The sequence below is a fragment of the Enterococcus caccae ATCC BAA-1240 genome, assembly GCF_000407145.1.
Taxonomy (GTDB): Bacteria; Bacillota; Bacilli; order Lactobacillales; family Enterococcaceae; genus Enterococcus_L; species Enterococcus_L caccae.
Genome location: NZ_KE136474.1, coordinates 262,312 through 283,231 on the forward strand (window position 1 = coordinate 262,312; position 20,920 = coordinate 283,231).

The 20,920-nt window shown below is 35.4% G+C and carries 17 protein-coding genes and 1 pseudogene; 6 read left to right on the forward strand and 12 right to left on the reverse strand.

The features are described 5' to 3' along the window. Positions 1-60: 60 nt before the first annotated feature. The 3 genes and pseudogenes from I580_RS11700 to I580_RS11710 form a co-directional block, all read right to left on the reverse strand. Positions 61-945: a YicC/YloC family endoribonuclease gene (locus I580_RS11700; protein WP_010770425.1), complete on the reverse strand. Its 885-nt coding sequence runs from the start codon at positions 943-945 to the stop codon at positions 61-63. A gap of 16 nt (positions 946-961) precedes the next feature. Further along, complete coding sequence (locus I580_RS11705; RefSeq protein ID WP_010770424.1) at positions 962-1,180, reverse strand: YdbC family protein; 219 nt, start codon at positions 1,178-1,180, stop codon at positions 962-964. Beyond that, a pseudogene (locus I580_RS11710) lies at positions 1,180-2,889 on the reverse strand (patatin-like phospholipase family protein). Before I580_RS11710 ends, I580_RS11705 begins: the two are co-directional and overlap by 1 nt. 532 nt (positions 2,890-3,421) lie before the next feature. On the opposite strand from I580_RS11710, the gene I580_RS11715 reads away from it, so the two are divergent. Then, positions 3,422-4,843 (forward strand): DUF1958 domain-containing protein, encoded by a 1,422-nt coding sequence (locus I580_RS11715; RefSeq protein ID WP_010770421.1) that lies wholly within the window; start codon positions 3,422-3,424, stop codon positions 4,841-4,843. A gap of 135 nt (positions 4,844-4,978) precedes the next feature. On the opposite strand, the gene I580_RS11720 is transcribed toward I580_RS11715, so the two are convergent. From I580_RS11720 to yfmF, 5 genes are all read right to left on the reverse strand, one after another. Further along, positions 4,979-5,638 (reverse strand): hypothetical protein, encoded by a 660-nt coding sequence (locus tag I580_RS11720; protein WP_010770420.1) that lies wholly within the window; start codon positions 5,636-5,638, stop codon positions 4,979-4,981. Positions 5,639-5,915: 277 nt separating this feature from the next. After that, positions 5,916-6,494: a CDP-diacylglycerol--glycerol-3-phosphate 3-phosphatidyltransferase gene (pgsA, locus tag I580_RS11725; protein WP_034860048.1), complete on the reverse strand. Its 579-nt coding sequence runs from the start codon at positions 6,492-6,494 to the stop codon at positions 5,916-5,918. Positions 6,495-6,677: 183 nt separating this feature from the next. Next, a complete protein-coding gene (locus I580_RS11730) occupies positions 6,678-7,619 on the reverse strand; it encodes a helix-turn-helix domain-containing protein (RefSeq protein WP_010770418.1) in 942 nt (313 codons plus the stop codon). Positions 7,620-7,950: 331 nt separating this feature from the next. After that, complete coding sequence (yfmH, locus tag I580_RS11735) at positions 7,951-9,243, reverse strand: EF-P 5-aminopentanol modification-associated protein YfmH (RefSeq protein WP_010770417.1); 1,293 nt, start codon at positions 9,241-9,243, stop codon at positions 7,951-7,953. Continuing rightward, complete coding sequence (gene yfmF, locus I580_RS11740) at positions 9,236-10,504, reverse strand: EF-P 5-aminopentanol modification-associated protein YfmF (protein WP_034860046.1); 1,269 nt, start codon at positions 10,502-10,504, stop codon at positions 9,236-9,238. The genes yfmH and yfmF overlap by 8 nt, the downstream gene beginning before the upstream one ends. Before the next feature lie 204 nt (positions 10,505-10,708). On the opposite strand from yfmF, the gene mscL reads away from it, so the two are divergent. After that, positions 10,709-11,161, forward strand: a complete 453-nt coding sequence (gene mscL, locus I580_RS11745) for a large conductance mechanosensitive channel protein MscL (protein ID WP_010770415.1) — start codon at positions 10,709-10,711, stop codon at positions 11,159-11,161. 545 nt (positions 11,162-11,706) lie between these two features. On the opposite strand, the gene I580_RS11755 is transcribed toward mscL, so the two are convergent. Genes I580_RS11755 through treR form a run of 4 tightly spaced genes read right to left on the reverse strand, consistent with a single transcriptional unit; the run spans position 11,707 to position 14,096 of the window. Beyond that, positions 11,707-12,138 carry a GNAT family N-acetyltransferase gene (locus I580_RS11755; protein ID WP_010770413.1) on the reverse strand — a complete coding sequence of 144 codons (432 nt, stop codon included), beginning with the start codon at positions 12,136-12,138 and terminating at the stop codon, positions 11,707-11,709. A gap of 46 nt (positions 12,139-12,184) precedes the next feature. Next, complete coding sequence (locus tag I580_RS11760) at positions 12,185-12,520, reverse strand: hypothetical protein (protein ID WP_034859971.1); 336 nt, start codon at positions 12,518-12,520, stop codon at positions 12,185-12,187. A 42-nt stretch (positions 12,521-12,562) separates the two neighbouring features. Continuing rightward, a complete protein-coding gene (locus tag I580_RS11765) occupies positions 12,563-13,336 on the reverse strand; it encodes a sulfite exporter TauE/SafE family protein (protein ID WP_248632344.1) in 774 nt (257 codons plus the stop codon). Positions 13,337-13,382: 46 nt separating this feature from the next. After that, positions 13,383-14,096, reverse strand: a complete 714-nt coding sequence (treR, locus tag I580_RS11770) for a trehalose operon repressor (RefSeq protein WP_010770410.1) — start codon at positions 14,094-14,096, stop codon at positions 13,383-13,385. Positions 14,097-14,302: 206 nt separating this feature from the next. Between treR and I580_RS11775 the strand changes: the two genes are divergently transcribed. The 4 genes from I580_RS11775 (at position 14,303) to I580_RS11790 (ending at position 20,809) form a co-directional block, all read left to right on the forward strand. Next, the gene (locus I580_RS11775; protein ID WP_010770409.1) at positions 14,303-17,011 is read left to right on the forward strand and encodes a glycoside hydrolase family 65 protein; all 2,709 of its coding nucleotides are present in this window, start codon (positions 14,303-14,305) and stop codon (positions 17,009-17,011) included. A 20-nt stretch (positions 17,012-17,031) separates the two neighbouring features. After that, a complete protein-coding gene (gene pgmB / locus I580_RS11780; protein ID WP_010770408.1) occupies positions 17,032-17,682 on the forward strand; it encodes a beta-phosphoglucomutase in 651 nt (216 codons plus the stop codon). Positions 17,683-17,854: 172 nt separating this feature from the next. Further along, positions 17,855-18,679: a VanW family protein gene (locus I580_RS11785; protein ID WP_034859969.1), complete on the forward strand. Its 825-nt coding sequence runs from the start codon at positions 17,855-17,857 to the stop codon at positions 18,677-18,679. 366 nt (positions 18,680-19,045) lie between these two features. Then, positions 19,046-20,809: a SpaH/EbpB family LPXTG-anchored major pilin gene (locus tag I580_RS11790; protein WP_010770406.1), complete on the forward strand. Its 1,764-nt coding sequence runs from the start codon at positions 19,046-19,048 to the stop codon at positions 20,807-20,809. Positions 20,810-20,920 lie beyond the last annotated feature (111 nt).

Genomic DNA, 20,920 nt, shown 5'->3' on the forward strand with positions numbered 1-20,920 from the left:
CTCTTTGCTTTCTTCCCTTTCATTATAACGTTAAAAAAAAGAATCACAAACTATTTCTCACTATTCAACATTTTGGATCTGTTCCCGAATTTTTTCAAGAATCGTTTTCATTTGAACCACAATACTTTTAATCTCAATTGGACTGGATTTAGAGCCAATCGTATTGACTTCACGGTTCATCTCTTGCATCAGAAAATCTAATTCTCGCCCAACTGGTTCTGATTGGCTCAATAATTCCTGCAATTTATCCACATGAATCGCTAAACGATCTAATTCTTCATGAATGTCCCCTTTTTCCAACAAAATCGCAAGTTCTGTCAGCAAACGGGCTTCGTCTACTTGTTCACCTAACCAATCATTCAATTTGGCTTCAAATTTTTCACGATAATCTTTTTCATAGAGCGCTACAAATCCTGATAATTCATGAACCAAATCAATGAACTCCTGGCTATAAATGGTCAAAACTCGTTGGATTTTTTGGCCTTCCTGCAAACGACTGGCATCAATTCGCTCAACAGCTTTTCTTACAGCAGCTAAAATGAGTCTTCCAAATGCTTCGTCAGCTTCCTGTTTTTCAGTGACTTCAACATAATCTGAATTATTCAGTAGTTGGTTAATATTTTGCGCAGCATCAAATGTTGCCTGAGGATAATTGGTTGTTAACTCTTGCTGGATTTCGTCTAATAGTTGATGAATCAGCTCCCAATGAACTTGTACTTCTTTATTACCGCTACCAGTCTGTTTAATATTGATGTAAGCTTCGATCCGACCACGCTGCAAAGTTTCTTTCATCAACTGGCGAATAGCCATCTCATACGGATTGACCTCTTTAGGCATTCGAAGTTGAATATCTAAAAAGCGCTGATTGACACTTTTGATCTCGACATCAATTTGATACGTATCATTTAAAAATGTTTCTTTTCCAAAACCAGTCATACTTTTCATCGACAGGGTGTCCTCTCTACATTGATTTTATTGCTTTAGACAATATCTCAAATTCTTCATTCGTTAAAGTGATTCCTTTGCCCATCTTTTCGTGATCAGCAGACCAGTCTCTTAAGTCAAATTTCGGTGGTCGACCATTCCAACTGACTAAGTTGAGTTCTTTGCGCCACCCTTGAGTATTTTCTGATAAGACTGCTATTTTTTCTACGATTTCATATGAAAATTCTTGTGCCATTATTCTTCCACTCCTTGTAATATAAATTCTTTCATTAAAATTTGCAGCACCTGAGCTGGTACTTTATCCAGCAAAAAAGCCAGACGCTGTGGTTTTTCTTGTTCATCTGCATCCAATAAATTGTTCATTAATGATAACTGTTGTTTGTCAGAAAGTAAAAAATAATCTTCATAGTATTTCTTTAGCCATTCTTGAACGGAAATCATCCCGATGGTTTCTGCCAAATTTGTTTTGACTTGACCACTTTTTTGTAAAATCTCCACTAAATCTTGGATCTTATATAATTTAGATGCAGAAATTTCCTGATTCTTTGCTAACAGCTCAATTAAAACCATTCCAATATTTTCAGTGTACACCCTGTCTCTATAAACTCTACGCAATTTTTTACAGATTTTATTTTTCTGTTCTAAAGATGCCCATAATTTTATATGATACGTTACTTCAACAAAAGCAAAAAATTTTTGTTGAAACGCCTCTAAACTAGCTAATGTTTCATCAAGTGTATACCAATAGCCCAAATATTGTTGCCCTAGCACTTTCATTGTTTCTAGATACCCTAATTGGATATTTTTTGTGGAACGAGTACCATCAAATAATAGAACTGCGCCCATTGTCCACGGCGTTTGCAAAACCACGTAACTTGTCGTCGCTGGTATTTTTACTGGCTTCGTGATTCCAGGACCTTTCACATCTACAATGATACACTCTGTTGCACCATTCTCCAACGCAATGTCTACAGGAATATTATTGCGATAACCACCATCTACGTAATATTTTTCAGCGATCTTCGTTGCCGCCATAGCTGGAAAGAACGATGCAGAAGCCAACAGCCAACTTGACCACTGATTCCTTTTGCACTCATTGAAATGAATACTTTTTTCCCGCATGTTCGGCAACTCTGTGGTAACTAAATAAAAATCAGTCGTAACTTGCTACATTTTTTCTTGCGAGAAAGTATCATGAATCAGTTTTTGTAAAGGTTGTGTAGAAACACCATTTGATTGGATTGCATTCAGAGTAAACGAACCAATTTGACTCATCATATCTCTTAAGGTATCACTAGAAGTTACTGTTGTCGGAAAAGACAGGATTTTTTGAGTATCGATTTTTTCCCACATATTTTTTGCTGCTTCAAAATCATCTTGTAAAATCAGTGCGCCATTCAATGCGCCAACTGAGGTCCCAGTGACGATTTCAACTGGAATCACTAACTCTTTTAAAGCTTGCCAAACACCGATCTGATAAGCACCTCTCGCTCCACCACCACCTAAAACCAAACTAGTATGATAGGTCAGTTCTTTAACAGCAGTTTTATTTTCCAACACGGTATACCCATGTTTTGAAAATACGGTTTGTAAATGTAGGGTTAATGCTCTTGGAAAAAGAAAGGAGACTTTGGGTTGAAAACTCTGCTTAAAAAATAAGTCAATGACTAAAAAAATAGCAGACCAACTCATTTGAGTTGTTGCTTGAATCAACACATTCGTCACTTGGTCGGTTTCAACCGTTAGAAAAAGAAATGGACGTTTATTTCTGTAAATGACATAAGCTACCCCAGTGTTGTCATACACTTTTTGGCTAAATACTTGTCTTGCTAAGCTATGTGTCTCATAAAAGGGCAATAACTGAATGCTATTCGACACCCATTTAGAAAAATCAGGCCATTCTGAAGCAACCATTTTTTCACTGATCATCCGAAACACCTCCATCCGTTAAAGTATACCAAAATTTCCTGAAAATTACTTTTTATTAAAAATATCCAAAAATCGTATAATTTTCTTCTCTTTTCACTTAAAATAAAGAGGCTATACATTTTATAAAGTTATATAGATGTTAGTTAAAAAAGAATATTGTTAGGATAAAAAGGAGTAATCTGAATATTTTTGACTAGTTTAGTCAACAGAACAACCCTATAGTTCAACCTGATATTCCTTTCTTCTGTTAACCTATCTTCTTTCGTTTCATACAATTTGACAACTGCCATTGATTCAGCATTGACTTTATCAAAAAACGATAGTTTAATAGAAAGCGAAGTTTTCTATATATATTTATATAACCTTGTACTACTATTTTTCAAAAAAATTCCTATTTTCTGACAACCAACAACAAAATCTGTTAGAATACACTAGCCACCTTTCAGAAAATATAAAAACAGTTAGAGAAATAACTTGGATGAACCCATAGAGTTTGCTTAAAAAGCTGCTTTTACCACAACCTCGATTAATGATAAAGGATGTTTATATGAGAATAAAAAACGTTTTATTGAAAATTTGCTCATTCGTATTAGTCTTCGGCTATTTTTCAGGTATCCTAACCAGAACCGATGCTTATGCTGCAGAAGATATTCTGACGATCACCCAAAATGCTGGCTATCAAACAACTGAATTTTATAAACCAAAAGCTTCCATCGTAATCGAAGCAAAAACGGGGCAAGTCCTTTGGGAAGACAATCCTGATTTAAAATGGAATCCTGCAAGTATTGCCAAGCTAATGTCTGTGTATCTTGTTTTTGAAGCAATTGAGCAAGGCAAATTTACTTTAGAAACCACTGTTAAAGCGACCGATAACGACCAAGCGATTTCACAGATTTATGAGCTAAGCAACAATTCGATTGTGTCAGGTGTAGACTACCCTGTACAAGACTTACTTTATGCGACACTTGTACAATCTTCAAATGTCGCAACCGTCATGTTAGCTAACCTTGTAACTGACAATGATGAAGCAAAATTTATCCACATGATGAATGACACAGCAAAAGAACTCGGTATGACCAATTCGACATTTTATAATTGTAGTGGTGCCGAAACAGGTTCCTTCAACGGATATTATAAACCAGAAGGTATCGATCAAAATGCAGACAATGTGACTACTGCACGTGATTTAGCTATCTTATCTTATCATTTATTGAAGAACTATCCAGACACAGTTACATACACTAGTCCAACCCAAATCACGATCATGGAAAATACACCTTACGCTGAAGTTTTAGAAAACCATAACTACTCTTTACCTGGTCTTGCTTATGGTTATGAAGGTGCCGATGGCTTAAAGACTGGTTCTAGCCCAACTGGCGGCTTTAATTACGCTGCTACAGCCAAACGTGGAGACACACGCCTAATCGAAATCGTATTAGGTGTAGGTGATTGGGAAGATCAAGAAGGCGAATTGCAGCGTCATGCTTTTGGTAACGCGATTTTTGACCAAGCTTTTGCCACTTATGAGTACAAGCAACTCCTTCCTAAGGGAGATACAACGATAAATAAAGAAGACGTAATTCTTGATCAAAATTTTTATGGCGTGATTCAGCGAAATACCGAACCAGCCTTTCAACTATCTACTGATAAAGTAACAATGGAAACGGGTCTTTCCCAAGTTTCTCCAACAATCAAAGCACCAAGTGTCCGCTTTAAATACGCAAAAAAATTAAAAGCACTACAAAATTCTACTTTTTTTAAAAATGGTAAGAAAAAAAATGCCTTATCTACTTTTTTTGTTAATGGATTGCTGATTATTTTAGGCCTTTTATTGGCCGCTTTAGCGAAACTGTTTAAAAAAGACGGTTCTACTCAAAGATTTAGCCCGATATTAGCTTTAGGAGTCGTCCTAATTCTTATGGGAATTGGTTTAAGCGTTTATACAGTGATCATCGGACCATGGTTTTAATTGAATAAATAAAAAGAATGCAACACCTTTAATGGGTAACTGCATTCTTTTTGTTTACTTCGTCAGCTTAATTCAGCTAGGAAATACTTTTTTAACTTACACAGATATGAGTAAAAAAAGTAATATTCAAAGTAATTATTTATTTTTCTTTAGTTGCTTAATTTCTTTTTCAATTTGATTGATTTGTTTCCCTAAGGCCTTTTGTTCATTTTTATCACGTGATACTTTTTTCTTATTGATCAATTCTTGTTTTTCTTGAATCAATGTGTTGATTTTTTCTGTATTGTCTTCTGCTGGTATAGATGGTGTTGCTGTGTTTCCAGTTGAACCGTTTGTTACACCATTCTTCAACGCTTGGATTTCTCGTTCGATTTCTCCGATACGAATCCCCAATGCTTTTTGTTCTTGTGGATCACGACTAACTTTTTTCTTATTGATTACTTCTTGTTTTTCTTGAATCAATGCATTGATTTTTGCTGTAATATCTCCCTCTGGATTTGATGGCTTTGCTGTGTTTCCTGTTGAGTCGTTTGTTGCACCATTCTTCAACGCTTGGATTTCTCGTTCGATTTCTCCGATACGAATTCCCAATGCTTTTTGCTCTTGTGGATCACGACTAACTTTTTTCTTATTGATTACTTCTTGTTTTTCTTGGATCAACGCGTTGATTTTTGTAGTATTCTCTACAAATTGAGCTGAATTCGCATGCGCTTGAGTAGCTGTTGCTAAAATTCCTGTTCCTCCGATGGATAAAGCTAAACCAGCAACCACTGCACCTTTTACAAATTTGTTCATAATACATTCCTCCTATTTTTTGTTCGAACACTACTATTCATATGATAATAGCTTCGATACACAGATTATACCTACAGTTTTAAAAAAAGTAAACTATTATTTTATAAATAGTAGTATCAACTATTTTAGAAACTAGCGAAATTTATGAAAAAGTTTATTGAGGTTACAGCTATTTATTTTTTATGCTATGTTTTTGTATAAAATAAAAAATCTAATTTTTTTGCTCAAAATAAAGCAGAAAAAATTAGATTTCTCTATTAAGTTTAGTTAATTAACATTACATTGAGCCTTTAAATACATCGGCGTTTTTTACAAAATAATCTACGCCTGAATAGATTGTAAAGAGTAAACAAATGTAAAGCATGATTTGATCTACTGGAAAACCAATTGCTGAAAATGGAATATTGTTAATAAATAATAGGATGATTGCCACCATTTGAGTTGCTGTTTTAACTTTGCCTGGCCATGCAGCAGCCATGACTTCGCCGCCTTCTACTAATAGCAAACGTAACCCAGTAACAGCAAGTTCTCTACATACAATAATTGCTACTACCCAAGTCGGTGCTTTTTGTTGTCCTACTAAAACGATGAATGCTGTCATTACCAACATTTTATCAGCTAATGGATCAGCGAATTTACCGAAATTCGTTACTAATCCCCGTGCTCGCGCAATTTTTCCGTCTAACCAGTCGGTAATACTTGCAACTGCGAAAATGATTGCTCCAACTAGCTGAGTGACAGCTAGGGATGTTCCCGCTATTGTTAGTGTGCCCCAATCCATCGGAATGCTGACGACAGCAATAAAAATTGGAATCATGAATATTCTAATTACTGTTAATTTATTTGGTAAGTTCAATGCCTGTTGCCCCTCTCTTTTCTTACTCATTTTACGTTATCTCATAGAAGGTGTCACGAAAAAAGATTTTTTTAGATTCAAAATTGATTTAAATCAATAAATAAGTGAGAAAAATCCAAGCAATGATCCGTTCATTGTTCATCGCTCATTTTTCTCACTCATCTCTTATTTACAACAGTTCCTTTATTGCGGTTGTTGAGACTGTGCCGACTGTTCTGGCTGTGATGGTGCATAGGCAAGAGTCATATTGATATTTCTTGGACCGATCCCTGTATTATTCGGGTTGAACTCTGCTTTTTGACCATCTAGCTTGAATTCCATATACTCAGAAGCACCTAAGCTAACAACAATTTGCGCTGTTCCTGCTGGAATTTCAACAGATTTAGGTTGTCCAGGCTGAATCGTCTCTTGGTAAAAATAGCCGTTATCATTATTTGCAGCGGTAGCGATATACACACCAACCCAGCAAGGCCCCGTCATAGCATTAAATTCAAGCTTAGCAGGAGAAGTTGCGTTCGTCGCACTCATATTCACCGTTTGACCTGATTCACTAACAAAATTCACTTCTGTTGGTGCTTTAGGTTCAGATGAAGAAGTTGAACTTGAAGACTCCGTGCTACTTGAGACAGGCGCTTCACTTGAGACAGAACTTTGGGTGGACTCAGATTCTCTAATGATTTCAGAAGCTGGCGGTTGAATCATTGGACTCGTCTGCCGATCTTGCCATGTAATATAAAAAACAACAATTGCGATCGCTAATCCGATCAAAGAGAAAATAATCGCAGGCAAACTTCGCATAAACTGTTTAGTTTGGTTATTTTCGTCATACATTTGTGTCCTTGACTCATCTAAAGTTTGATATTGGATTGCTGATTCGATGTCTTCCGGCTCTTCTATTCCATCATAAATCTCTACTAACTCATTGCCATCTAGTCCTACTGCACTTGCATATTGACGAATAAAAGCACGCACATAAAAGGTGCCTGGCATAGAATCAAAATCGTTTTCCTCGATGGCTATCAAATAGCGCTTTTGTGTTTTCGTAATTTGCTGCAGTTCGTCTAATGACATATTTCGCTGCAGTCGTGCATCTCTTAATTTTTTTCCTATATTTACGCTGGCCACTCGTCCATCTTCTCCAGTCTTTCTAATTTATCAGTTTAGCTTGATTGAATCAAGCTGCTATTATCATAAAAGTGTCTCTCTTTTTTGTATAAATGCGTTATCTTCATTACTAGTTTATGTAAAACATTTAAGTAAAAACTGTACATCTTCTGTTAGCGAACTCGTCAAAATACTGGAAGATTTATTTTACCTAACTTACCTAAGCATAACATAAAAATTTCACAATGAGGATAACATTTTTGAAAGTTTTTAACCAAATATCGGACTTTTTTTGATTCCGATAATAGATGTTCGAGCAAGCATTCCGCTATTGATAAAAACCGAATGCGCTCTATTTTTTAGGATACATATAAAAGCGGCTTAAGCCAGCCTTATTGATAAATACTTGTGCCAAATTTTTCACATCGGATAATTGAACACTTTCAATCACCTCTGGCGTATCAAACAAGGTTGTTTCACCATAAAGCGATTGTGAAAATTGATTTGCGATATATTCTAATGAATTTAAAGATTGGAAATATTTCCCAATCATTTTTTTCTTTAGTAATGACAAGTTTTCTTCTGTCACTTCTGAACTATCATCGGCAGTTAGTAAGATCTCTTCGATCCGTTCAGCTAATTCTTCTGGTCGATCACTATCTCCGCCAAAATCAGCAAAATGAAAGCTACGATCCAAATTAAACTCATAACCGAAACTATCATCTAATAAACCTTCGTTGTATAAATTCAAATAGTTTTGTGACGTATTGCCAAATAGTAATTGAAACAATAAATTAGCCGTTGTTTTATATTTAAGCAATTCTTTTCCATCTGTTGGAACGTCATCCAAGCCTTTTAGCCCAACAATGACTTTAGAACGACTAATAGCCATTTCTAGCGAGCTTTCTTTAATAATATCTGCAGCTGTTTCTTTAGGAAAATGGCGTTTGATCGGTGCTGCTTGTGTAAATGTTTTGGCAGATTGATTCTTACGAATAAAGGTCATCATGGCTTCTGGATCCATCTTGCCCACAACAAATAAAGTCATGTTGCTCGGGTGATAAAAGGTATTGTAACAAGTATATAAATCTTCTGCAGTAATTTCACCAATACTTTCTACAGTTCCTGCAATATCAATATGCAATGGATGTTTCGGATATAGGTTGCCCAACGTACCGAAAAATAAACGCCAATTAGAATCATCTAAATACATTTGAATCTCTTGTCCGATGATTCCCTTTTCTTTATCTACGGTTTCTTTGGTAAAGTAAGGTTCTTGAACAAAATTTATCAAGGTTTCTAAATTTTTTTCTACTTGATCTGTTGTTGAAAATAAGTAACTTGTTTTGGTAAAACTTGTAAATGCATTGGCTGAAGCACCTTGGCGTCCGAATTGTTGGAAAACATCCCCATCTTCTTTTTCAAACATTTTATGTTCTAAAAAATGGGCGATCCCATCTGGTACTTTCACAAAATCTTTTTCACCTATCGGTACAAATTCATTGTCGATCGAACCATAATTTGTTGTGAACAAGCCATACGTTTTGTTGTATTCCTCTTTGGGCAATAAATAAACAGTCAAGCCATTTTCTAAAACTTCTGTATACAAGACTTCATTAATTTGTGGATATTCTTTTTTATGCATCGGCTTTTTCTCCTTCCAAAAAGAAAATGGCTTGTAATTGCACTCGTTTGGCAACTCGCTGAACATCAGCTAATGTGACAGCTTCCATTCGACGGATCCATTCGTCATCTTTTAAACGAAGGTGCGGAATCAAATCATTCAAATATTCATTCTCCAAAACAGCTCCCGCATTATCTAAAGAAAGCAAATATTGATTTTTCAGCATTGCTTTCGTTTGTTCGATCTCCAAGTCAGTCACATTTCCTTGGCGAATATTTTCTAATTCTACAGAAATCAAGTGTAGAACTTGGTTACGATTTTTGCCGTCGATTCCTGTTTGGACACTTAAAAATCCTCGAAAAGTATCGATACTACTTGATGCGTAATACGCTAAATTTTCCTTCTCACGGACATTCATAAACAATTTAGAATGAGGAAATCCACCAAATACACCGTTGAAAATCTGTAATGCAAAATAGTTTTCATCCCCATAATAGACATCGGTATGATAGCCTAAGTTTAATTTAGACTGCGCCAACGTTTCTTGTTCTGAACGTTCTTCGATGACATTTCGTGATGGCTGTGTATAAAAAATATCTGCGATTCCAGATGCCCGGTCTTCAAATGGCAATTTACTGAATAGTTCTGTCACTTGCGCTTCGTCCACATCACCAAGAACAAAAATATCTACTTGGTCTTCTTTGATCATTTGTTGATGATATGCGGCAATGCTTTCAGCAGTTTCTTTTTCTAAATCATCGATAGTACCGAAACTTGGAATTTTTTGGTCTTCAGATTGGCTGAAATATAAATTTTGTAAAGCCAAAGAAGAATAGACTTGCTTATCTTCTGAAATACTTTCGTAATAGGCTTTTAGATTTTCTTTTTCACGTTGGAAAGTCTCCGCTTCGAATCGACCCTCAATCACATTGGGGGAAAATAAAATTTCTTTCACAAAATCAGCGGCATCCGCTAAAACATGGCTATTTTCTAAATATTTGTCATTGACCAAATTCATTGAAAGGTTCAACCAATGTACGTTTCCTTTTTTGTTTACATTGATCCCAAAACTCGCACCGTACAATTCTGCTAGCTTTTCGCTAAGCTTCACTTGGTCGGGATAATTCAAGCTGTTTGTTTCCAGCAAGCTAGACAAAAGTGTCCGCTTTGTGATCGTTTCTTTATTTAATCGCGTATTAAAACGAACCAAAATACGCACCGTTTTATATTTTTCTGTTGGAACAACATGTAAGTTGACTCCTTGTGCTAATGTGATCGGCATATTGTCAGCTCCTCTTTGCTCTTCATCATAATAAAGCCTGATATAAAATACAATCATCCGGCCATTTTTAAATGTTTTTTTAAGATTTTCTACATCCATCTAATTATAGCACAGCTCAACTGTCTTTCCTTGATGTAAGAGTCTTTCATTTCAATTTTTTTCATTTTTTCTGTATACTAGATTTGAGAAAGAGAGGTTAAACCTATGATTAAAGAATTTAAAGAATTTATTATGCGTGGAAATGTCCTTGACTTAGCCGTTGGGGTCGTTATTGGATCTGCTTTTACTGCTATTGTCACGCAAATCGTTAACGGATTAATTACACCCTTGGTTAGTTTAGTATTCGTCTTGACTACTGGAGAAAAAAGTGCGGACGATGCACTCGGAGCGCTTGTTTTTCATGTAAAAGGCGTAGCGTTCAACATCGGCGACGTGATCAGTGCCCTTATTACCTTTTTAATTACCGCCTTTGTTTTATTCCTGATCGTAAAAGCTGTTAATAAAATGAAGAAAAAACCACAACCAGAAGAAGATGAAGAAGTTGTTGCACCTGCAACGGATGAGCTATTAGAGCAAATTCGTGATTTGTTGGCAGCACAAAATGCTGCAACGCTAAATAATGTTACAAAAAATAACTCTGAAAATATCAAAAAATAATTATCGACTACCCTTATATCCATAACTTAACTTTCCTAACAAACATAGGTATGCTTATGTTTGTTAGGAAAGTTTTTTATTTGCAGTACTATTTCCTTAAAACGTATACATTACTCTAATACTTCCTGTATACTTTATACTAAAGGAGATAAATTCACATGAAAAAAAACTTGACTAAAATTAGCTTACCAATTTCCACACTTATCTTTTTGGGGATTTTTATACAATTAATCCAACCTCATCTAGGAACATTTGTTATAAATTGCGTTATAGGTCTCGCCTTTATAGTTGTTGGCTGGCAATTGAACATAAAAACAAATTGGTTCGCTCGTATTATTTTATTATTAGGTGTACTTTGGCTAGTATATTTGTTTTTATATTATGTAACTGGGTTCAATAATCCTCATTTTTAAGCTCTATCCCTAATCCAAAAAGGTGCTGAGACACAACTCTTCGAGTCATATCTCAGCACCTTAACATTCAAATAAGCAATAGTAAAAAAGTACCTACTGCATTATACTAGGTGCTTTTTACTTCAACCTCATTTAATTTTTTCTCATATCAATATGAGGAATATCATCTTCCAAATACTCTTCCGAAATTGCTTCAAACCCAAAAGCTCCGTAAAAATTTGTCAAGTGAGCTTGCGCCCCAATAATAATTGGTCGATTTGGATAGTAAGCTTCTATGACTTTCAATGTTTCTTCTACAAGTTTGTTGCCTAATTTTTTCCCACGGTAATCAGGATTGACGATTACTCTGCCAAAAGTCACCGTATCTCCTTTATCGATGATTCGTGTATAACCCATTATTTCCGAATCGTCTTGAAGCCAAGTGTGCAATGCCTGTTCATCAGCTTCATCGACTTCTTGATACGGACAGTTTTGCTCAACAACAAATACAGCAATACGCAATTTGACAATTTCAAAAAATTCTTTCGTCGTTAGTTTCGCAAATTCTTTAACATGATAATCCATTCTGCTAACCTCCACAATTAAAATAGTAACAAGAACCACTTTTTTCTTATTCAGTCATTTTTAACGTTCCTAGACCAGACCGATATCTAATTTTAACACTCTCACTAGCCATTGCTGGATACACAAAATCAATCAACAAAATGTCCCCGCTAGATACAGACTCTTTGACAAGCTGAATCATTGTTCCTTCTGACGATTCCTTAGAATCTATAGAAGGAACCTTATCCTCATTGATTTCAATTTCCTCTGCCGTACTCGAAGCACATCCAACAAATAACATACTTACCATAACCAAAAACCCAACATGAACAACTTTTTCCCATTGTTCTTCTCCTTTTATTCTAAACTGGTAAGCACTACTATAGCATAATGAAAAACTCATTAACATGTGTTTTTTGGGGCTAACATTTAGGTAACTAAATGCTTACATAAATAATTGAACACCATTCCACAAATTAAGTAATAACACTAAAAGAATCACCAACTGATAAACTTGAGTCACTCGTTCAGAAGAAATTTTACCGCTGATCAAAGCCCCTACAAAACCGCCGATAACTGCAGCCGGAATCACATATAATAAAATAGTTAAATCAAATCGGTCAAACCCTGATGTTTGAGCAATTGTACCTAATTTCGCCGCCTGCGAAAAAAAAATTGTAATAATCGAATAAACTGTAGCTTCTTTGATTGGAATACCAAAACATAACATCAACAGTGCCACATTGATTGGACCGCCGCCGATTCCCAATAAAGTAGAAATAAATCCTAAAAATATACCGGCAATTACATACCAAATCGGGTGAGAAAGATTCAAAGATCGTTCATTGCCAATTTTTGTGTAGAAATATGCAAACAACAGAGTAATGATCGTTAGTATAATTTGAATCACCTGAACATATTTTTCATTAGCAAATACTTGTAATAATGACTCAAACACTGTGTTTCCACTAATCCCACCTAGAACAGAGCCTAAAGAAACAAATACAGCAATCGGAAGCTGCAGTTTCAGACCGTTTTTCAGCTGTCTCAACGTAGAAACAATCGACATCGTAAAAACTGCTACACTAGAATAAAACGAAATAGCCGCCAAAGGGTGAAAATGTAACGTATCTAAGATTGGCTTGATAATCACACCGCCACCCATTCCTGAAATTGCGCCAACTGTATTAGCTAAAATAATAACAATAAAATAGATCATCCCTATATACACGTTTTTCATCTCCTAGAAACAATTACTTTTTTGCTTACGTTTTTCTTCGTCTAGCAAAATCAACAAATTTAAATTTATCTAATCTATGTCTGGATTCTGTGTATTCAAAACAACGTGTATCTTCTAAACTTACCACACTGCGCACAACAACAACATGAGTATCTTCTTGAATAGCCATTAATTCCTGATCCTCTTTTGTCGCAGCTTCTACTGTAATTTCTTTTTGAGCGTAGCTGATTGCTAAACCTAAATCGTTTTCAAAATAATCATAAATCGAATCAGCTGCTCGTTCTTCAGGCAATACTTCAATGATTTCCTTTAGCAAATAATCAATATCAACAATAACTACTTCTCCATCGATTTCTCTTTGTCGAACTAATCGCCAAACTGCAGCACCTTTTCTCCAACCAGTCAAACGTGCTAAAGAGTCACCAACCTGCTCTTCTTGTAATTCCACAACCTTAGTTACACTATGAATTTGTTGTGCACTTTGTAATTCTTTGTAGCTAATCACGCCAGAAATCGGCAAATCAAACTTACGAACATTCAAAACAATTGAGCCTTTGCCTTGTTTCTTTTGAATATAACCTGCATTGATCAGTAAATTCAAGGCCTTGCGAATCGTTTCTCTTGAAACAGAATATTGATCAACCAATTGATTTTCGCTCGGAAGTAATGTTCCAGGTTGATAGGTTCCGTCTAAAATCCCTTTTTCCAACTCTAAAAATATATCATGAAACTTGTTCATGTCCACCCCTCCACCTTAGGATACTCAAAGAAAATGATAGCATATTCTCACTTAAAAAAATAGCATTCTCAACAAGTATGCACTTAAACCAGCCTAATTCTTTTTGGACTCTCCACTTGTATTTACAAGCTATTCATACTATAATGTAAACGAAAACGCAAACATGTCTATACAAGTTTAAATAAATTTTAGATAGGAGCATTCCCATGACCGTTTTATTATTTACACTTGAGCCAAACTGCCTACATATTCAAGAAAAAGAACAACAAACTCTACTATCAGAACAAATACTTCCCTTTTCTGATTTTGAATTTCCAAAAACAGCACAAATTTTAACGACACAAATCAAAGAACTGTATCCCACTGTAGAAGGAGCTATTTTTAACACGATTACGCCTGAATTCTATCTTGTAAACAAGCAAGTCTCCCTTTTAAATGAGAGCCTTGAAAATTTTACCAAACAGTTCTCAGAGCTATTGAACATTCCGATTTTGCTAGCTTCTGAACAGAGTCAAGAAACTGATTTGATCACAGTTCTCAAGGAAAAAGCTGATTATTTAGCTTGGAATCTTGACTATTTTGGTTATACACCTGGAAAAGAAGAATATTCTGTCGAATCTTTATTAACGATTGGGAATGGCTTTATGGGGCTACGCGGTACAACTCCGGAAATGACCCTTTCGAACGACCATTATCCTGCAACCTATATCGCAGGACTCTATAATGAAGAATCCTCCGAAATCGCTGGTCAAATCGTTGAAAATGAGGATTTTGTTAACTCACCAAACAACCAATCCATTCACATTAAAGTGTCTGGAACAGATGAATGGTTGAATCTAAAAAATTCTATTTTGCACTATTTACACCGAAATCTAGATTTAAAAACAGGCTTGTTCACGTCTCACATGATTATTGAAGACTCATATCGACATCAATTAAAAATAACCGCGCATAAAATTGTTAACATGGCAAAAATGAATAATTATAGCATCAAGTATTCGATCCAACCCTTGAATTTTTCTAAAGAAATCACAGTCAAAGCAACAACTGATGGCTCTGTTTACAATTTTAATGTAGAACGCTATCGCAATTTAACAGCTAAACACTTCCACATCACACAATTACTTGCAGAAAAAAACAACACTGTGATTGAAATTGAGACCACTCAATCAAAAATAAAGGTTCAGCAAATATCTACGATGATTGGAGACTTTTTTGACCCAGCAGCTATAAAAAATACCATTCAAAAAGAAAAAATTGAACAAACACTAACTTTTAGTGCTGAGAAAAATAACCTTTATACACTTGAAAAACATATTCAAGTCACAGCCTCAATCGCTGAGCAAAGTTGGGGAAACCCTTCTTTACCGGCAACTTCTTTTGACTTAGAATTTGCTGAAAGTAAGCGTGCTTGGGAATCCTTGTGGAAAAAATCAGATATTCAACTTACAGGTGATATGATGTCGCAAAAATTATTACGTATTCATACCTATCATCTATTAGTGTCTGCCTCTCCATTTAATAATAATGAGCTAGATGTTTCTGTAACTGCTCGTGGTTTACACGGCGAAGCCTATCGCGGTCATATTTTCTGGGATGAGATCTTTATCTTGCCATTTTATATCCTCCATTTTCCAGAAACTGCAAAACAGCTACTAATGTATCGATACAATCGTTTAGATAAAGCAAAAGAAAATGCGCGCGAAAGTGGCTATGAAGGGGCGATGTACCCTTGGCAATCCGGTCTTGACGGGAGTGAAGATACACAAAAGCTTCACTTAAATCCTTTAAATGGCGAATGGGGTGAAGACCACAGCATCCTGCAACGTCATGTGTCATTAGCGATCGCTTATAATATCTGGATGTATTGGAATAATTCTGGCGATGATCTATTTATCAAAGAATATGGAGCTGAAATGTTGTTGGAAATCGCTAATTTCTGGCGCAGTGCTGCGACTTTTGATGAAACGACCAATCGCTATTATATCGATAAAGTCATGGGTCCTGATGAATTTCATGAAGCTTATCCTGACAGTACCGAAAGCGGCTTAAAAAACAATGCATACACCAACTTAATGGTGGTCTGGCTATTTGAGGAGTTAGAAACTATCCTCTCACTATTAAATACGCAAGAACAAGCAAAATTATTTAATAAAACAGAAATCACAGCAGAAAATCTTGAAAAAATGAACGACATCCGCAAACATTTATCGATCGAAGTCAACGAAGATGGGATCATCGCTCAATATGAAGGCTATTTTGATTTAAAAGAAATCGATTGGGAACAAGCAAAAGAACAATATGGCAACATTTATCGAATGGATCGTATTTTGAAAGCCGAAGGTCAGTCTCCTGATGACTATAAAGTATCTAAACAAGCCGATACGTTGATGCTATTTTATAATCTAAATAAAGAAAAAATCGATGAAATTTTAGAGGAGCTTGGCTACGATTTACCTACAGATTATCTTGAAAAAAATCTTTTATACTATTTAAACAGAACATCTCACGGTTCTACTTTGTCAAGAATCGTCCATGCACAACTGGCAGAAGAAGTTGCCTTCCATGATTTATCTTGGAAATTATATCAAGAAGCTCTCTATTCTGATTATCAAGATATTCAAGGTGGAACGACCGCTGAAGGAATCCATACAGGTGTGATGGCTGCAACAATTTATGTGACCTTAACCACTTATGCTGGAATCGATATTAAAAAGAATTATCTAACGATCAAACCAAACTTACCTAAAAACTGGTCGGATATAACGTTTAATTTTGACCATAAAGGGATTCACTATTCTGTAACGGTTTCAAAAAATTCAGTGCAAATTTGTCCTTCTAAAAAGACAACAGTGATTGTTAAAGACCAATCTTATCAATTAACAGCAGACGAAAATACGATTATTACCTACTAAAAACAGACAGGAGTATCCCAATGAAAAAAGGATTTATTTTTGATTTAGACGGCGTCATTACAGATACAGCCAAGTTCCATTACATTGCTTGGAAAGATTTAGCACAAAGTCTGGGCATTACAATCGATGAAGCATTCAATGAAACGCTAAAAGGGATCAGCCGTATGGATTCTTTGGATAAAATTTTAGCTTATGGACAACGAGAAAATGACTTTACTTTAGCAGAAAAAGAAGCTCTAGCTCAAAAGAAAAATGATGAATATGTTAAACTTCTGGCAGACCTTTCTGAAACAGACTTATTGCCAGGTGTACATGATTTTTTAGCCCAAGCAAAAGAACACAATATTCCTTGTTCGATCGCTTCAGCTTCTAAAAATGCACCAATGATTTTAGAGAAATTAGGTGTTCTTGATTTCTTCGGTCATATCGTTGATCCGGAAACTCTGAAAAAAGGAAAGCCTGATCCAGAAATTTTCATAAAGGCAGCGGAATGTATCGGCGTTGTGCCAAACGATGCAATAGGTTTCGAGGATGCACAAGCCGGAATCGAAGGAATCAAAGCTGCTGGAATGTATGCTGTAGGTATTTCGGCCACAGAAACCTTAGCTGGAGCAGATTTACAGGTTACTTCAATGACTGAACTAGATATTGAACAGTTACTAACTATTTAGAAAATATATGAAAAGAGAGCAGGTCTACGTAAAATGACTTGCTCTCTTTTCGTTTTAAAAGCAGATTAGTGAAAAATCAATTCTTAAGAAATATCAAAAGATTTCATTTCCATTTCAAAAACAAGTCCAATATGTTACGATATCATTACAAAAAGAAATGGGGTTAGAAATAATGAAAAGGAAATTGTTTAGTGAATTATCACCGCTAACGTATGAAATCTCTATAAAAAAGAATATTTTTCAGAGAAAAATGCGAGATTTTATTCAACAGGAGCCGCTTGCTCAAACTAAAACGGATGAGCTTTTAGCTGTATCCGTTTACAAGCATACCTCTTTGATACGCCGAAAATTAGGAAATACGGATCTAACATTACAGGAAAATAAAGCAGCGAATTTAAAACTGGCTGCACCTAAAGTATCAAACATTTTGATCAAACCGAACGAAACGTTCTCTTTCTGGCATTTAGTTGGTAAATGTTCTGCAAGTAAAGGATATAAAGATGGTGTAACGATTTTTAACGATGCTGTTCGCCCTGGACTTGGTGGAGGTCTTTGCCAGTTTACTAACTTGATTCATTGGATCATTCTTCATTCACCATTAGAAATCACTGAACATCACCACCATGACGGCTTAGATCTTTTCCCAGATTATGGGCGTAAAATCCCTTTTGGGACAGGGACATCGATTGTTTATAATTACCTGGACTATCGCTTTAAAAATAATACGAAAAATACCTATCAACTGATTATTTCTGTCAGCGAAACCCATCTTAATGGTGAACTTCGCTCAGACAATGAACAAGTTTACAGTTATCATATTCGTGCTGAAAATGAATATTTTTCAAAAGAAAATGGACACGTTTTCCGTAATGGACAAATTTTCAGAAAATGTATCGATAAAAGAACAGGTAATCTATTGGAAAAGAAACTGATCAAAGAAAATCATGCACGTGTGTTGTATGACACAACAAATTTAGAAATAAGAGCAACTCATTAAATGCATCGAGCAATTATACTATTGATAGAAATTTAAATCATTCATTCTAGTAAAACTAAAACAAAGAGTAAGTATTGTTGATAAGATTTATATAGGACATCTTGATTTTCTCCTTTTGATTGGTTTTCGTCGCCTTCATTCTAAAGGATATCAGGGTGTTTTTCTATACACTATTCCCACTTCCCTGAAACTCATCCGCCTTACATTTTATTTATATTTTATTAAAAAACAAAAAAGCATCACTTTTTGACTTAAAACAATAAAAACATTACTTTATATTTCCAAAAAACAAATATAAATGATAATATAACCATATGAATTTAAAAAAATTCATAATATGAAAGAACGGGAAGGAGAATGTTACAAATGTTAAAGAAAAGTGTAAGGAATTTTTGGTCGTTGCTTATGATTTTTGTTTTAATGGTGCCTCTTAGTTTTTCTTTGTTCAGTAGTCATGCCCAAGCCGTTACAGAAAAGCCCACAGAAGGAAAATTGTTTATTCACAAGTTAAAGTTTGGTGGCGCACAGGACTTGCCCACGATTGCCGGAGACGGAGCCCAATTAACCGAACTACCTTCTGGAGCTGCGCCTTCTCCTGATGTTGAATTTGCCGTAGTTTCACTGAAAAAAAGCAAATTAAGCTCTAGCCCAAGCCAGGCTGAAGCAATCGCTTATTACAATTCAGTGAAAAACAATCCAAATGTTGTGCAAACAACTGGCAAAACCGACGCTGCTGGTATTTTTGAGACAAAGACATTGCCGGCAGATAAATATTTAGTTGTAGAATTAACCTCTGAATTAGGAGCTACAAAAATTGCTGCCCCCGTTGTTGTTTCACTACCGATCATGAACACAGATGGTTCAGCTTGGAATGATCAAGTTCACATCTATACCAAAAATGCAGTAACGCTAGGCGCTGCAAAAACACAAAAGTTAACAGAAGATAACCAACCATTGATCGGTGCAACATTTTCTCTGTATAAAAAAGGAGCTACTGGTCAAGCAGATAATTTAGTTCAAGCTGATTTAGTATCTCATGGCGACGGTTTTACAGATATCGTTGGCAATTTAGTTGTAGGAGATTACTATTTTATTGAAACAAATGCACCTGATAACTTCTTACTAAATGGTCGTAAAGTTGATTTCTCAATCAAACCTGAAAATCACGCCTATAATGAAAGCGGTGCCTTGGACGAAGCGAAAGTTGTTTCAACTAATTTACTAAACTATCTAAAACCAACATTATCAGGCGAGCGATTGACTGATGAAAGTACTGATATTGGTAAAACTGTCACTTGGAAAGTCACTACAGACGTACCAAAGAACATCAAAGAATATACTAAATACGTTATCACCAATACGTTAGACTCACATTTAACGTATATTGGGAATATCATCATCACACTTGATGGCGTTCAATTGAATCCTTCATACTACAAAGTAACTGAAGCAAATGGTGTCATTACAATCATCTTTATTGAAGAACTTTTCCCAGGCTCTACTAGTCAATTAGCTAACGGAAAACAGATTACCATTACATTTGATACAGTCATCAATCATACTGCTATACCAGGTACACCTATTTCCAACAATTCTATCTTAACCGTAAATAATGGTTATGTAGATGCTGCCACAACTCAACCAACACCGCCAACAGTTGAAACAGGTGGTCGTAAGTTCTTAAAAGTCAATTCTTCACAAAAACCATTGGCAAATGCTGAATTTGTTATCTACAAAAATGCGAATGCTAAAGAAAACAATGGCTATAAAGGACCTCTTTACCTAAAAAGAAATAATGATAAAACAATTACTTGGGTAAAAGAAAAGAAAGAAGCAACCGTTCTAACTTCTGATCAAGAGGGTAAGTTTGAAGCTTATGGATTAGGCTATGGCTCATACTTACTAGAAGAAACAAAAGCACCTAGCGGCTACAATCTTTTGACAGAAGACAAGAAATTCACGATCGACAAGAAAAGTTATTCAGATGAAGCTCAACTAGTTATTCTGAATACAAACGCACCAACGATTCCCATCACTGGGTCAATTGGAACTATCCTATTTTTTGCTCTTGGCCTAATTTTAATGGGAGTAGCATTCCTATTTTATAGAAAAAAATATAGTCATGCATAATTGTTAACGAAGATAAACAGAAAGCGTGGGGAGTCATTTCTCATGCTTTTCTGTCTATATTTAATACTTTAAAAAAAGACTGTCTTAAAGGTAGGAGAGAAAATGACGAAA